The sequence below is a fragment of the Catalinimonas locisalis genome (genome assembly GCF_038039535.1).
In the GTDB taxonomy this organism is placed as follows: domain Bacteria; phylum Bacteroidota; class Bacteroidia; order Cytophagales; family Cyclobacteriaceae; genus Catalinimonas.
Genome location: NZ_JBBPHP010000002.1, coordinates 454,745 through 470,669, shown reverse-complemented (window position 1 = coordinate 470,669; position 15,925 = coordinate 454,745). Strand labels below are relative to the sequence as shown.

Annotated in this window: 11 protein-coding genes; 6 read left to right on the top strand and 5 right to left on the bottom strand. The window is 41.4% G+C overall.

Features of this window, described 5'->3' with window-relative positions; all coding sequences use genetic code 11:
- Positions 1-6: 6 nt before the first annotated feature.
- The gene (locus tag WJR50_RS05525; protein WP_341292238.1) at positions 7-2,778 is read right to left on the bottom strand and encodes a DUF1553 domain-containing protein; all 2,772 of its coding nucleotides are present in this window, start codon (positions 2,776-2,778) and stop codon (positions 7-9) included.
- Positions 2,779-3,057: 279 nt separating this feature from the next.
- Between WJR50_RS05525 and WJR50_RS05520 the strand changes: the two genes are divergently transcribed.
- The 4 genes from WJR50_RS05520 to WJR50_RS05505 all read left to right on the top strand — a co-directional run bounded on the left by WJR50_RS05520 (position 3,058) and on the right by WJR50_RS05505 (position 8,833).
- Positions 3,058-4,833, top strand: coding sequence for a sodium:solute symporter family protein (locus WJR50_RS05520; protein WP_341292237.1), 1,776 nt, complete (start codon positions 3,058-3,060; stop codon positions 4,831-4,833).
- 89 nt (positions 4,834-4,922) lie between these two features.
- The gene (gene acs / locus WJR50_RS05515; protein ID WP_341292236.1) at positions 4,923-6,821 is read left to right on the top strand and encodes an acetate--CoA ligase; all 1,899 of its coding nucleotides are present in this window, start codon (positions 4,923-4,925) and stop codon (positions 6,819-6,821) included.
- A gap of 140 nt (positions 6,822-6,961) precedes the next feature.
- Positions 6,962-7,573, top strand: a complete 612-nt coding sequence (locus WJR50_RS05510; protein WP_341292235.1) for a MarC family protein — start codon at positions 6,962-6,964, stop codon at positions 7,571-7,573.
- A gap of 117 nt (positions 7,574-7,690) precedes the next feature.
- Positions 7,691-8,833, top strand: coding sequence for an acyltransferase family protein (locus tag WJR50_RS05505; protein WP_341292234.1), 1,143 nt, complete (start codon positions 7,691-7,693; stop codon positions 8,831-8,833).
- A gap of 3 nt (positions 8,834-8,836) precedes the next feature.
- Here WJR50_RS05505 and WJR50_RS05500 read toward each other — a convergent pair whose 3' ends face one another.
- The 3 genes from WJR50_RS05500 to WJR50_RS05490 all read right to left on the bottom strand — a co-directional run bounded on the left by WJR50_RS05500 (position 8,837) and on the right by WJR50_RS05490 (position 11,978).
- Positions 8,837-9,889 (bottom strand): amidohydrolase family protein, encoded by a 1,053-nt coding sequence (locus WJR50_RS05500; protein ID WP_341292233.1) that lies wholly within the window; start codon positions 9,887-9,889, stop codon positions 8,837-8,839.
- 199 nt (positions 9,890-10,088) lie between these two features.
- The gene (locus tag WJR50_RS05495) at positions 10,089-11,000 is read right to left on the bottom strand and encodes a hypothetical protein (RefSeq protein WP_341292232.1); all 912 of its coding nucleotides are present in this window, start codon (positions 10,998-11,000) and stop codon (positions 10,089-10,091) included.
- A gap of 183 nt (positions 11,001-11,183) precedes the next feature.
- The gene (locus WJR50_RS05490; RefSeq protein ID WP_341292231.1) at positions 11,184-11,978 is read right to left on the bottom strand and encodes a bacteriorhodopsin-like; all 795 of its coding nucleotides are present in this window, start codon (positions 11,976-11,978) and stop codon (positions 11,184-11,186) included.
- Between the two features lie 275 nt (positions 11,979-12,253).
- Between WJR50_RS05490 and WJR50_RS05485 the strand changes: the two genes are divergently transcribed.
- Complete coding sequence (locus tag WJR50_RS05485) at positions 12,254-13,396, top strand: lycopene cyclase family protein (RefSeq protein ID WP_341292230.1); 1,143 nt, start codon at positions 12,254-12,256, stop codon at positions 13,394-13,396.
- A gap of 244 nt (positions 13,397-13,640) precedes the next feature.
- Positions 13,641-14,987: a hypothetical protein gene (locus tag WJR50_RS05480; RefSeq protein ID WP_341292229.1), complete on the top strand. Its 1,347-nt coding sequence runs from the start codon at positions 13,641-13,643 to the stop codon at positions 14,985-14,987.
- 63 nt (positions 14,988-15,050) lie between these two features.
- Here WJR50_RS05480 and WJR50_RS05475 read toward each other — a convergent pair whose 3' ends face one another.
- Entirely contained in the window at positions 15,051-15,920 is an 870-nt protein-coding gene (locus tag WJR50_RS05475; protein ID WP_341292228.1) for a DUF4249 domain-containing protein, read from the bottom strand.
- Between the last annotated feature and the right edge of the window lie 5 nt (positions 15,921-15,925).

Genomic DNA, 15,925 nt, shown 5'->3' with positions numbered 1-15,925 from the left:
AGGTTTTCAGTTTTTAGTGATGACTTCATCCAGATTCAATAAGGCATTGGCAACCAATCTCAAAGCATATTCTTCAGCAGCCTGCAGGTCGGAACTCACTTTTTCTTCCGAAGAGGTCAGTAACAATTGCTGCTGATAATGCTGAAGCGCCTCTTCATACAGCTCTTTCAGCAAGTCTAACTTTTCTTCGGAGGGAGGACGGAACATCAGCATTTGATAGCCTGAAATAAGTTGGGCTTCTATCTCTTCTTTTTCCATCATTTTTTCCGCCAATGCCTCGGAAGCTTCATAATATACCGAATCGTTGAGCAGTGTCAAAGCCTGCAAAGGCGTATTGGTGCGAATACGGCGGGAAGTACAAACATTTCTTACCGGACTGTCAAAAGTGATCATGGAAGGATAGGGATCGGTACGTCGCCAGAATACATACAACCCACGCCGATACTGCGCTTCGCCTTCGGTAGTTTTCCAATCTGTCCAGTTGGAGTTTGACATATCAGGGCGAGGAGGCATGATGCTGGGACCAGAAATTTCAGGGTTAAGCAAGCCACTGGCTACCAGAGCCTGATCACGAATCTGCTCAGAAGAAAGCCGCACTTTCGGGCCTCTGGCTAAATATATATTCTTAGGATCAAGTGCATACTTTTCCAGGCCAGCGCTGGAGGTCTGCTGATAGGTGGCCGACATGACAATGGTTTTCAAAAGCTTTTTCATGCTCCAGTCGTACTCGTACATAAATTGTACTGCCAGCCAGTCCAGCAGTTCGGGGTGGCTCGGAGCAAAGCCCTGCGAGCCAAAATCTTCCATTGTCTCTACGATTCCATAACCAAAAAGCTGTTCCCAGAACCGGTTGACCGTCACCCTAGCGGTTAGAGGATTATCTTCACTGACCAGCCACAGGGCCATACCCAGCCGATTGTTAGGAGCGTCTTCGGGTATATCTCCCAGTATCTTGGGCACATCAGCATTCACTACCTTACCGGGTACCAACCAGTTGCCTCTTTCAAAAATATGAGTGGTTCTGGCTCTATCAGGAGATTTCTCTCCCATGATGGGAGTAGCCATAGGTTTGATAGCAGCCAGAGCCTCCAGCTTCTCATTGAACTCCTGGTCAAAAGCTTTTCTCAGCGGCTGCTTCTCATGGTATTCAATCCAATCCAGATGGAACAGATGCTGCCCGGTATGCTGGTACTTTTTGAACAAATAATATACATCATGTTGACCACGGGTGTAGGGAATAGCCGTTGACAATACTTTCCATTGGGAAGGCTCCGGTTTTACCATCATAAAGTTATCCCATGCTCCGGTGGTAGCAATCGTTACTTCTCCCAGGCTTGGCCCCTGTAAAGAATCCAGTTTCACTTCAATCTTTCCGGAAAGCGTTGTGGCGCAGCGGAAGGAAATGGCTTCTACCGCGGTCAGGTCCACATCTTCAAACATGATCCAGGTACTGTCCTGTATCTGCCACACCACATCCTGTCCATCGGGAATAAGCTCAATGATGCGATGATTATTGTGCATACTTTCGGCTTCCACCCTGCGATAATCGGAATTGTATAGCACCTGCTCCTTCTTTTCATGCAGCAGGGCATTTTGCTCTATTTTTCTATCAGCAGGAAGCCGTTGATCCAGCCAGTTGACCAACTCACTTACTTTTTGTGCATCTTCCTCTTCGTAATTAAACAGCAGCGGACGCTCATTGTACATATCCGCATCTATGGTGTTGTTGAAGTAATCCATAAACTGATAAAATTCCTCATGATACACAGGGTCATAAGGATGGCTATGACATTGTACACAACTCATGGTCACTCCCTGCCAGACTTCAAAAGTGGTAGATACCCGGTCTATGACGGCTGCTGTTCTGAACTCTTCGTTTACTGTTCCACCCTCATCATTGGTCATGGTGTTACGGTGAAAAGCAGTAGCGATCAACTGGTCCTCACGGGGATGCAAGAGTAAATCACCGGCCAGTTGCTCAATGGTAAACTGATCAAAGGGCATGTCCCTGTTAAAAGCATGGATCACCCAATCCCGATACTGCCAGATGTTGCGGTTCAGGTCTTTTTCATAGCCCTTGGAATCCGCGTAACGGGCCAGGTCCAGCCACATGCTCGCCCAGCGTTCGCCAAAATGCGGAGAAGCCAACAGTTTATCCACCAGCTTTTCGTAAGCATCCGGGCTTTCATCATTCAGGAAAGCTTCTGCTTCCTCCTGGCTGGGAGGTATGCCAATGAGATCAAGGTAAAGCCTTCTGAGCAGTACGGCTTTATCAGCGGTAGCAGCAGGCTCCAGATTCTGGGAAGTGAGCTTTTCGTAGACAAACTGATCAATTGCATTATTGCCCCACTCTTCAGAAGCATCCGGGACTTCCGTATTTTTTTGGGGAGGGATAAAGGCCCAGTGTTCTTCCCATTTCGCCCCCTCATTGATCCAGGCTTCAAACTTTTGGATGGTTTCTTCCGATAAAGCCTCGGCTTCAAGAGGCATACGCTGCTCAGGATCGTGGTGTTTAAGTCTTTTGATCAGTTCACTGTTTCCGGCATCACCGGGGATAATGGCTGGCAAGCCGGACTCGGCTGTATCCAGCGCTGCCTCTCTGGAAAGGAAACTAAGGTTGGCAGATTTTTTCACTCCTCCGTGGCAGGCAATACACTTATTGTTGATGATGGGGCGAATATCCTGATTGTAGCTGATCTCATGTGAAGCATTATAATGCATAAGCAGGCTTGCTGCAATAAGTATTATCGCTCCGGAAAAGATCAGAAACCTACGCATGAAGGGTTGTATTAGCTTAAAAAAATTCTACTTCTACAAGTACATCATTTTTTGGCAGAACTGCTATGCACTAAAGCAGGATAGGATTTCATTTTTTGGAGCACATTATACAAATAGGCAAAAAAATGCGATTCTTAAATCATAAGTATTAGCGGTCGTACTTGCACAACAAAGATCAATTTACATCTTTGTAAGGATATCTTCATTTGATACAAGAGTGTTCTATCTTTGATGCATTGACTAATCATAACAACCTAAATCATTTAGACTAACCAAACTATGGACGTACAAATCTGGACCTACATCATTGTCGGTCTCACTTTTGCCCTTTACATCGGCATCGCTATCTGGTCAAGGGCCGGATCTACCAGAGATTTTTATGTGGCTGGTGGAGGAGTTCCCCCTCTTGCCAATGGCATGGCTACCGCCGCCGACTGGATGTCAGCCGCCTCTTTCATCTCTATGGCAGGACTCATTTCCTTTATGGGCTATGATGGGGCGGTATATCTGATGGGCTGGACCGGAGGCTACGTCTTGCTCGCATTATTGCTTGCCCCCTATCTGCGTAAATTTGGAAAATTCACCGTACCTGATTTTATCGGAGACCGCTATTATTCAGAATTGGCTCGTACGGTAGCCGTGATCTGTGCCCTCTTTGTTTCTTTTACCTATGTAGCCGGACAGATGCGAGGCGTAGGTGTAGTTTTTTCCCGTTTTCTTCAGGTTGAAATTGAGTGGGGCGTAATCATCGGTATGGCGATTGTTTTTTTCTACGCTGTGCTGGGCGGGATGAAAGGCATTACTTACACCCAGGTAGCACAGTATTGCGTGCTCATCTTCGCTTTTATGGTACCTGCCATCTTCATTTCCATACAACTTACCGGACATTTCTTTCCACAAATCGGCTTTGGGGCTACTTTGGAGGGAACTGATACTTACCTACTGGATAGGTTGGATGGACTGAGTCAGGAATTAGGCTTTAATGCTTATACCAATGGCAGCAAAAGTACCATGGATGTATTCGCCATCACTGCGGCGCTCATGGTAGGTACGGCTGGTTTACCACACGTAATCGTACGTTTCTTTACGGTTCCCAGAGTCAAAGACGCCCGAATCTCAGCAGGTTATGCTTTGGTTTTCATTGCCATCCTGTATACTACTGCGCCTGCAATTGCCGCTTTTGCCCGGGTGAATCTTATAGACACAGTAACTGATAAGAATTATAGTGAGATTCCAGAATGGTTTAAAAACTGGGAGCAAACCGGCTTACTGGCCTGGATTGACAAAAATGAAGATGGCGTAGTGCAGTACAGCAATGGAGCGGTGATCAGTGGTATCACCCCAGAATTTGTAGAAGGTGAGGAAGGTGCTTATGGACAAAGAATAGTTTCTAATGTAGACTCCTCCTCTCCCAATGAACTCTATGTAGATCGCGACATCATGGTGCTGGCAAATCCTGAGATTGCCAACCTCCCCGACTGGGTAATCGCACTAGTGGCTGCTGGTGGTTTGGCCGCTGCCCTTTCTACCGCAGCTGGACTACTGCTTGTGATTTCTACTTCAGTTTCCCATGACCTGATCAAAAAGCAGATCATGCCGGATATTAATGAAAAAGGTGAATTGATTGTAGCCCGTGCCGCTGCGGCAGTAGCAGTAATCATTGCAGGCTATTTCGGTATCAATCCACCTGGTTATGTAGCGGCAGTAGTTGCCCTGGCTTTTGGCTTGGCAGCGGCGTCTTTCTTCCCCGCCATCATTATGGGTATTTTCTATAAGCGCATGAATAAGGAAGGCGCAGTAAGTGGCATGATCGTAGGTTTATTATCTATGATTTTTTACATGCTCAAGTTCAAGTTTAACCTGCTGGGTGAAAGTAGTCCGGAAGACTGGTGGTTTGGCATTTCACCCGAAGGTTTCGGCTTTGTCGCCATGCTTATCAACTTTGCTGTCTCTATCATTGTATGTCAACTTACTGCTCCACCACCAGAAGATGTGCAGGAAATTGTAGAAACCATAAGATTCCCCCGAGGTGCTGGTAGAGCGGGTGGTCATTAAGCCAAATTCTTTTTATTGAGTTGATTAATTGCTAATATTAGCACTACGATTAACACATTTTTTAACAATACCTAACGATATATAATACGATGAGTCACAAAATTCAAACGCTGGCCGGATATATCCACGACTACGATAAAAGTGTGCAACAACCCGAAAAATTTTGGTCCAGAATTGCTGAATCTTTTTACTGGAGAAAAAAATGGGATAAAATTGTTGAGTGGGATTTTGAGAAACCTGATATCAAATGGTTTGTGAACGGTAAGCTCAATATCACTGAGAATATTTTTGAGAGGCATCTTTTTACGCAGGGTGAGCGTCCTGCCATCATTTGGGAACCTAATGAACCAGATGATGAAAACCGTATTCTGACTTTACGAGAGCTTTATGAGGAAACCTGCAAGTTCGCCAATGCCATGAAAGCCAACGGCATTCAGAAAGGTGACCGCGTGATCATTTATATGCCTATGGTACCTGAAGCGGCTGTAGCTATGCTCGCCTGCGCACGCATCGGTGCTGTGCATTCTATAGTTTTTGCTGGTTTCTCAGCTTCTTCACTCACCGATCGTATCAACGACTGTGAGGCCAAAATGGTACTCACTTCCGATGGTAATTTCAGAGGTGCTAAGTCTATCCCAGTAAAAAAAGTGGTGGATGAAGCATTAGAAAATACCTCTACCATTGAAAAGGTGATTGTACTAAAACGTACGGGTACTGAAGTCAATATGAAAGACGGACGTGACCTTTGGTGGCATGATGCGATTGAGGGTGTCTCTTCAGAATGTAAAGCCGAAGAGATGGACTCAGAAGATATGCTCTTCATCCTCTACACTTCCGGCTCTACCGGTAAGCCCAAAGGCGTAGTGCATACCTGCGGAGGGTATATGGTGTATACCGATTATACTTTTCAAAATGTTTTCCAATACAGCATAGGTGATGTGTACTGGTGTACTGCTGATGTGGGTTGGATTACTGGCCACTCTTACATTGTCTATGGTCCTTTGCTAGCAGGCGCTACCACGCTGATGTACGAAGGCGTACCGACTTATCCTGATGCCGGTCGCTTCTGGAAAATAGTGGACAAGTATAAAGTTAATCAGTTTTATACAGCTCCTACCGCTATTCGTGCGCTTCAGGCCCATGGCACAGAGCCCCTGGAGCCTTATTCTCTAGATTCTCTGCAGGTAATAGGGTCAGTGGGAGAACCTATTAATGAAGAGGCCTGGCACTGGTACCATGACCATGTAGGTAAGAATAAATGCCCTATCGTAGATACCTGGTGGCAAACCGAAACCGGTGGTATCCTGATTTCACCCATTGCCGGAGTAACGCCTACCAAGCCTTCTTATGCTTCTTTACCACTGCCCGGAGTTCAACCAGTAATACTGGATAATGATGGTAAAGAGTTGAAAGGAAACAGCGTAGAAGGCAATCTCTGCATCAAATTCCCCTGGCCTTCTATTTTAAGAACAACTTACGGAGATCATGAGCGCTGCCGCCAGACATACTTCTCTGCATTCAAAGGCTATTACTTTACTGGTGATGGCGTAAAGCGTGATGAAGATGGCTACTACAGAATTTTAGGTAGAGTTGATGATGTAATCAATGTCTCCGGTCACCGAATGGGTACTGCCGAGATTGAGAACGCGATCAATGAGCACCCTAAAGTGATTGAATCAGCTGTAGTGGGTTACCCACATGACATCAAGGGGCAGGGAATTTATGCCTTTGTCATTTGCGATATGACTGATCGTTCTGAAGAAAACCTGAAAAATGAAATCAGATCAACGGTTACCAAGATTATCGGCCCCATTGCCAAGCCTGAGAAAATTCAGATTGTACCCGGCTTGCCTAAAACCCGTTCCGGTAAAATTATGCGTCGTATACTGAGAAAAATCGCTCAGGGAGATACTTCCAGCCTGGGAGATACTTCTACCCTACTGAACCCTGATGTGGTTGAGGAAATTAAAAGTGGCGCAGTGGAGTAATTTTGTTATTGATCCAATATTTAAGGGTTGGCAAATGAGCCAGCCCTTTTTTTGTCTACATCTTTAAAGAAAAGCGTTTTCCGTATCACTTCTATTTTTATATTTTTGAATACAACATTTTTTAAATAAATCAATTTTTTATGGACATCCTATCTGTAGTCATTGGCTTTTTGGTCATGCTCAATCCATTTGCGCTTTTTCTGTACTTAAAACCAGTGATGCAAGATCTAAGCGACCAGCATTTTCTAAAAGTCTTTTTCCGGGCATCCTTAATCTCATTTATTGTCTTTTTATTTTTTTTGTTGTTAGGAGACTTCATTTTTCAGAAAGTTTTTCAGATTTATTTTGAGTCTTTTCGGATTTTTGGAGGAGTTATTCTCTTTTCCTTTGCCTACCTTTTTATTGTAAAAGGCCAACGAGGGTTTATTCAGATCAAAGAAGATTTGGATGATCTGGCTTCAGAAATTGCGCTGCCTTTTATGGTGGGTGCCGGTACCATTTCTCTGTCTATCCTTATGGGTGACCAATTGATGTTTTATGAAAGTATAATTTCCCTGATAATCATTATGGTGGTCAATTTTGCTTTCGTAATCGGCTTAAAGGAAATTCGACAACGCATTACTTCTCGTAAGCTGAAAGTCGCTTTTGATAAAAACCTGGACATACTCACCAGAATCAACGGCTTTTTTGTAGGAGCAATCGGAATAGATATGGTAGTACGAGGAATTGAAAACCTGATTCAAAGGAGCTAAAATCGCCATTGCCAGTACAAATAAGCTATTTTAGGCTGTTTTCTGTTCAATAGTTTTTCCCAATCCCTGATTTTCAAAAGCTATTTTTTATATTCATGGAAATTAAGCTTAGCTACCATGATTGACACCCAACCTAAACCTACTACTGACACTCACCAGACTATCAAATCAGAGCGACTACTTTCTTTAGACCTTTTCCGGGGAGCCACCATGTTTTTATTGGTGGGAGAAACCACTGAGCTTTATCATCATGCCCTTGAATTTAGCAATGAAGGAAGTTTTTTGTATGCTTTGGCATTGCAGTTCCATCATCATCCATGGAACGGGCTAAGGTTTTGGGATCTTGTTCAGCCTTTCTTCATGTTTATCGTCGGAGTAGCTATGGTCTTTTCATTACAAAAAAGGGTTCACTTTCCCAGCGACTGGAAGAAAGCACGTAATCATATTTTCAAACGCTGTGCCCTGCTGTTTGCATTTGGCGTAATGTTGCATTGTGTGTATAGTGGCGAACTGGTTTGGGAACTCTGGAACGTGCTTACCCAACTTTCATTCACCATACTGGTAACTTTTTTTCTCTTTCGCCAGCCTATCAAAACACAGATCATTGCTTCCTTTGGCTTCTTGCTCCTGACTGAAATTTTATATCGCTTTGTACTGATTGATGGCTTTGAGAAGCCCTTTATACAGGGTGAAAACTTTGGGGCCTGGATGGATACGGTGTTGATGGGTAAAATCAATGGAGGAGGTTGGGTCACCATTAACTGTCTGCCCACCGCAGCCCATACCATCTGGGGAGTGGTAGCGGGAAAAATACTCATCTCAAATACAAGTGCTTCTGAAAAACTGAAACCACTGGTGATTGCTGGCTTAATAGGCTTGGTAGTGGGTTATGCGATGGATTTTGCAGGTATTACGCCTATCATCAAGCGTATTGCCACTACATCTTTTACCATCGTCAGCGGAGGTTGGTGTCTGCTGGTGCTGGCAGCAACTTACTGGCTGGTAGATGTCAAGAAAGTACGGGCTGGTGTTTTCTTTTTCAGCATAGTCGGAATGAACTCCATCTTCATCTACCTTTTTACCCAAACAGTTGGACATCAGTGGGTCAATGATTTTACAGCCATTTTTACCGATGGGGTACTTAGTTGGTTAGGAGCCAATGCATATACCATGGCCATAATCGCTTCAATTACTGTCTTTGCCCTTTACTGGCACTTGTGTTATTGGCTGTATAAGAGAAAAATATTTTTTAAGATTTAAAAATCAGTTCTCAAGATTGAGTACTTTCAGTGCATTGGTTCTGTATACTTTTTCCAAAACCTCTTTACTTAAGCCATAGCCATTGAGTGCCCAGTGGTATGAAGAAATACTGTGATCATAAAAATGCTCATCATCACTTTCTAATATTCTGAAAGTAGTCTGGTACATGGCTTTGTCTGTGCCCATGTCCGTACCATAAACCAGGCGGTCGGCATATTGGGTAAAGAAGCGGTTGACATTTCGTGGAATGGCTGCGGTTTCAGCATAACGTGCAGAGATATCCGCATAAAGGTTCGGATACTGATCAAAAAGCTTTCCCAGAATAGAGAGGTCGTAAGAGCTATTGGCATAATGGCAGGCAATAAAGGTGGTGCCTGGGTGCTCACTTACCGCATTCTTCAGCGTTTTTACCATTTCAGCGTGTCCTTTGATATTTTCTTTGTTATCCAGACGCCATTTGTAAGCATTCATCAAACCATCATTGGTGGAGTCCATAGGTTCATACATCCAGATAGGCTCGGCCACATGGATACTGATCGGCATACCCAGTTCTCCACATTTCTCAATCAGGGGCTTCATACGTTCATCATCTATGTGCATACCATAAGCCGGGCTGGGTTTGGAGTAGAATAAGCCTGCGCCTTTATCCCCTAGTTCCCCTACCCCTCTTGCTCCAACCTCAAAACAACGTTCCAGTTCTTTTACTGCTTTTTCTGCAAAATCATCTTCTTCGTAAGCAGAATAGTCAAAGCCACAGAAGAGAATAAAGCGATCGGGGTATTTTTGGAAAAACTGATAAAGCGAATCAAAAGCTTCACCGGTCTGATAAGTAAGAATGACCGACTTATCAATGTTGAGTTCATCCATGGTTTGCACCCATTGATCCAATTCTGCCTCACTTTTTACATAAGGGTGGGTATGTAAATCAATCAGGGGGAAGCTTGCTTTTTCAACAGCAGTCTGAGGAATATTGTAAATAGACTTGGGCCGATGATCCTTAAGTAAAAGTTGATTAGGATCACCTTCAGCAGATTGAGCATATGAACTTCCAGCCATAAGTAATAAGATTGATAGTACAGAAATTAGAAATAGGTTGTGCATGGAGATAGTGACTTACAAGATTTGATGAATGGCTTTTTGAGTTGTGTTAGCTTATTGATTCGTAAGAAATTTAAGTATCTATTGATAAAAAATCTGAAAAATCAATTTCAAAAATCTGAAAAGTTAAGTGAATATGAAGCTACAAAATTTCTGTTTAAAATTTATTATCTGAAGTTGCATTTAGCCTGTTGTATTGGTTTTGAATCGCTAGAATCAGAACCCCCAAAGCAACTGCAAAGACTGTAAGTATTGTACCTACAATACCTTCTATACCAAATGACATTTTGATGAGAGTCGTAGAAATAATAAATGCCGAATTACGAATGACTGAACTGAATTGATGAGTGTAGAGCAAAGAGATTAGTAGGAGCGTTACATCTGTAAAGATGAGTATTGTAAAAAAGTCATCAAAAAATATTTTATTGATATCCTTGATTGAATCAACCTCGTCATTCACCAAATAGAGGCTGGAGTTTATCCACATCACAAGATTATAGGTAGCCAGAAAAAAAAACACCAGTATCAAAATTCCTGCGATGAGCTTTTTCATACAGATAAAGCGGGCCATTTTTGGTGGATAGGATTCCGAAGTGTTCTGAGGTCTTTTTTGATTTAGCCTGTAAAAAAGAAATATCAGATAAAACAAGACTATCGTTGCAATGATATCATAAGTAAACTGAAGGTCGTATTGATTTTCAAACCAATTAGAGGTAAAATCCAGTCTTGCTATATCATTATAAATACTTCTGATAACGATCAAGGTAATGATCTCATACTGCTTGCCTACGTACTTGCTGGTGGACTGGGGTAGATAGTAGACCAATAAATAAACCTCATATATCAATATGAAGGAAAATGGTGTATAGATTGCGACCAAGGGGTTGTCTAACAGATCTCTGAATCTTAAGGAATCTATCAATCCCCAATGTGACATTGCAATGAAAAGCAAATGGATAATAAAGCCGGCAATTGCTATGATAACAATAGCAAATTCACACCTTTTCCGGAATTTCTCTGATAGCAATACAGAATGAAACAGATGCAATATTTTTTTAGCTCGTGCCATATCTTAAAGGCTGGAAACAAAAAAGTTAGTTGAGAGAAGCCAATTCCGGTTCTAATCAAGGAAAATTTATGAGGCAGATTGAAGCTTAAGATGACACCTTTTAAAGTATTACACCTCTACAAATAAAAAGACAACCCATAAGGCTGCCTTTTTACGAGAGTCACAGACTATGGTGAATTTTAATTATCCTGCCACTGTGGTTTTTTTCTTTCCAAGCAACTCATTATCAGTAATACCCTGTTCTTTTTCCAGCTTGGTCATAGAAATTGCTGCTGAGTAAGTAACCAGCCCAAATCCTATTTTATTTACAGCATCGCCTATATTATACACCAAATCTATCGGCAGTACACCGGCCAGACCTGATAAAAGGTTACCATCCAGCAGCATATAACCTATAGGATATATTGCCCATCCGGCTATTACAAACCAGGTGATTTTGGATTGTGCAGATTTGATAAACTTGTTAGAGTTGGCAGCGAGCTTCTTTCCTTCGCCTGCATATATTTCATAGACGATATACAGGTAACCTAATGTTGAAATGATTCCCCATAGTATGTTTAAAGGTCCATTATCAGCATAAAAAGCTTCACCGATATAACCTGCAATGAGCATCCATAAGGAAGCTACTACCAGCTTAGTAAGTAAACCTGCTTTAGCTCCAGCAGGCTTGAGCAAAAGATAAAACTCTACCATCAACAATGGTACGGTCAGGGTCCAGTCTATATAGCGGTAAGCTGTAGGCGACTCTCCGGTAGCCATATAAGTATCCCGCATGTAGTAATAATGCACTCCGGCAATGAATGTCACCAGTCCGGATACGATGAGAGAAGTTTTCCATTTATCTGATACCATAGGTATGGATAACCAGAAAAAGATGGTGGCTGCAAACATAGCCATGTAGCCGCTAAAGAAAGTAAATGCTACAGGATCATCTTTAGGAAAGGTTTCTAAGAGGAAAAGGCTTGCTAAGGTATTCATAGTTATTAATGTTTGAGTATAACATACAATAGGCAAAACCAGATAAGATTTAATTTTGTTTAACTATTTGTTAATAATAATTAACAAATTAAGATATATTTTTATTATGCATAATAATCGTTTATTATATTCAATTAAAATTTTAACAAATAACTTAAGACATGCTAATAGCTAGATCTTAAAAGTCCGGTAATAAATCCCATTCAAGCTTTCCTGATTTACTATAGCTGGGACGATAGTTTTGAGCACTTTACCAGATAAATATTCATTCAATCATGTCAGAAAACTTTGATATTACCCTTGTAGGTTTAGGTGCTTCATCCCTTCAATTTGCCTGGGGTATCAAAGATTTGCCTTACTTCAGAAACAAAAAAATTTTATTCATTGACCCTCAACCTGACTTTCAAAAGTCCTGGTGTTTTTGGCATAGCGGTACTCATCCTTGTGATTATTTTGTTACCCATCAGTGGGACCGCTTAAAATTTAGCTTCAAGGATTTTAGCAAAGAGGAGCAGATAGCCTCTTATCAGTATCGTTATATTCCTGCCTCCGCAATGTTTGACTGGTTTTTTTCTGAAGGATTGACCAGACATCCAAACTGGCATTATCTGAAGGACAAAGTCATAAGCCATAATCAGGATGAGTACACCCAGACTGTTCAAACCACTGGTGATGAGATTCATACTTCTATCGTACTGGATGCAAGACTTGAAAAACATCAATTTTTATCTCCACATCTTTGGCAGCATTTTCGTGGCTGGTTTGTTGAGTTTGATGAGCCAATTCTAGATAGTTCTACGGCAACGCTTATGGATTTTAGCCTGACATCAGATGCAGTTTGGCCCACTTTCTTTTATGTCTTACCCTTTTCATCTACATCATGTCTGATTGAAGCCACGGTCTTTTCATCTGAAGTATGGCCAACTCATCAGTATGATACCTTGATAAAAGAATATATATCAACGCAAATCAATAATACCTCCTACTCAGTCAAACAAATTGAAACTGGGAAGATTCCTATGTTATTTTTGAAGAATGAGGCAAATTATTCTTCTCGTTATTTTAAAATAGGCGGAGCTGCCGGAATGATCAAACCATCCACTGGCTATACTTTTAACCGTATCACTGCTCATACCCTCTCACTCATTAACTCTATTCAGGAAGGAAGTATGCCGATTTGGGAAGTTAAGGAACGTTTTAAGTTTTACGATGAGATGCTGCTCAGAATCATTTCTCAAAACCCGGAAGTGGTAAGTAAGATTTTTTTTAATCTTTTTAAAGGCAATACTTTCCATCAGATTTTATCTTTTATGGATGAATCTACTTCTTTACAACAAGACATGTACCTTTTGTCTAAACTACCATATTTACCTTTTTTAAAATCTTTTTTTGGCTGGTGGCTCTCCGGAAGCAAATGAAAACCATTTCACTAAAGGGTTTCTTCTATCTCAAAAAGTCATAAAAGAAACTTTACCTAATTTATAAGCTGAAACTTGAGATACTAGCGCTGACAATTCAATAGCATCAAAAGGTCTGAAAAAAAATATAAAAAGTTTTTTATTGGTCTGATTTCCTACACAGCAATACATTTTATATTAATAAAATAATTATTTATATAATTTTTCAAATATTTGTTCAGCATTTACAAATACTGAACACTTTATGAAAAAACTCAACAAACTCACTGCTTTTGCAGTAGCATTAGCGGTATGCTTTTCAGCCTGTAAGGAAGACGAAATCGTAGAAGGTGGAGATCCTACCACTGGTACTACTGAGATTCCGGAAGATTTTAGCAGTTTTACTACTGAACAAAACAAAGCTAATTTAGAAGACAATGGTATTGAACTCATCCATGAGATGGATGATTTACAGCAAGCTCAAGGCGTAAAAGCAAGCGCTAGTTTCGCTTATTGGCTAGATCAATCATCAGAAGCTCCAATAAATGGTAGGATACTAAGCACAGCACGTACCCTTCAAAAATATCAGGATGGCAAGGCTAGTGTCAAAGATGTCTTTGCTACGCTACGTACACAAGTAGAGGAGCCTAGCAGCATCCGGGAATATTACGATAAATATGCTGGGGTGTACTCCTATAACCATAGCACTGACAAGTGGGACTACAATAGTGAAAGCAGTAAGATCGTATTTGAGTTTCCTTCTACCGAAAGTGGAACTTCCAATGATGCCGTGCTGACTATTCACTCTTATGAAGGTATTACTTCACCCAATCCTTTGGGAGATGATTATGAAGGAGACTTACCTACTAAGTTGGTTGCAGAACTAAAAGTAGAAGGTAAGCAGGCGCTTTTATATAATTTCAATGCTGCATATAATGAAGATGGCACTCCTAATAGTGTTAAAACTTCAGTGAGCATCAGCAGCTATACTTTCGCATTTGAAGCAAAAAATGACAGTGAAAATGTTGGTTCTGCCTATTCTCTTACCAAAGGAGATAAAATTCTGATCTCTATGGGTGCAGGTGCTAAAGGAACTTTCACTACAGAAAATATTGAAAAGATTTCTGCAAGTGAGGATGCGAACCCGGGAGACCTCGCTACTGAGGCCAATGCGTTTTTCCAGGTAATGGATATCAAGATCGCGGGTAATGTTGATATTGTAACGCTGTCTGATGCAATGGAAGAAATCTACGGCGATGATGTCGTCATGGAAGGAGATATGGAAGCAGAAAATGACAGTGATCAGGCTATCAAAGAAGCAGAAGTTCTCAATGAAACTGTAAATCTGGTTGTATTTTATGCTAGCAAAAAGCAAAAAATAGCTGACTCAGAGTTCTATACTTATGAGGAAACTTACACCTATGACAGCTATCATTATAACGAAGAAACTCAGAAATGGGAGATTGTAGAAGTAGAAGAGTCCTATACTTCTGTAAACCTGAGATTCATTTTCGCTGATGAAACCAAGTCTGATATGGAAACCTATTTCGGTGAAGGGTTTGATGAGCTTTCTAATGAACTCACAAAGTTTATGAGAAGCCTGGAAGGATAATCAATAACAAGTAAAGTCTCAATTTTAAGCCATCTGGGTAACCGGATGGCTTTTTTATGACATCTATCTCGCAATTATAGTAAAGTATGAGGCTCCGTAACCTCCCCACACACCAAGTACATCTTCCCCCTGAATATTAGAAAGCACCTTATTACCCGAGGCTGATAAAGGATTTTTAGAAGCATAGAGCTCTCTTTCCAGACTGTTCCAGTAGCGGTAGTGGTTCATATCCATGGTACAAAACTTAACGTAAATGGTATCTCCTTTATTAAAATAAAGATCATCAGTTACATTACTTAGCGATTCGGCTCCCCTTAGCAAAGTGAAGTCAACTTTTTCACCATTAAAAATTTCGTCGCTGATTGCTGAGAGGTAAACCGGAATATAGCCTTTATCTTTACCTTTTCTCTGGGTAAAAATCCTGTACTGATTGGCTTCAGATGCAGGATCACGCACACTGGCCCATACTTGACCCAGCGTATCGTTATTGGTGAGAGGTTCAAACCAAAGGCTGTCCAAATGAGCCACCTCAGGGATGGTAGTCTCTGCAATATAAGTTTTACCTTTTGATTCAATTTTCAGGCTATAGGATTTACCAACTTCTCCTCTTATTTCATTTCCTTCATAGACATAAGCCGGAAAGAATGCTTCTTTTTTCTTCAAAGTCAGAATTTCTTCCTGCTCACCATCACTTACAGTAATCTTAGCGGTAGTGATTACAGAATGACGCATAGAAGCTGAATCAACTTTATCAAAGTAGGCAGCACTCTGTGTAAGAATTACCTGCGGATATTTGCCCTGCTCTATCCACCCTTCTACCACCAGCTTTGGCTCATATTTGGGAAGCTCAACTGCTATATCCTGCTCGCAGGATAATATCAAGCTTGATAAAAATATGATTGAATAAATACCCAGTACGTGGAAAAACTTCATACGTC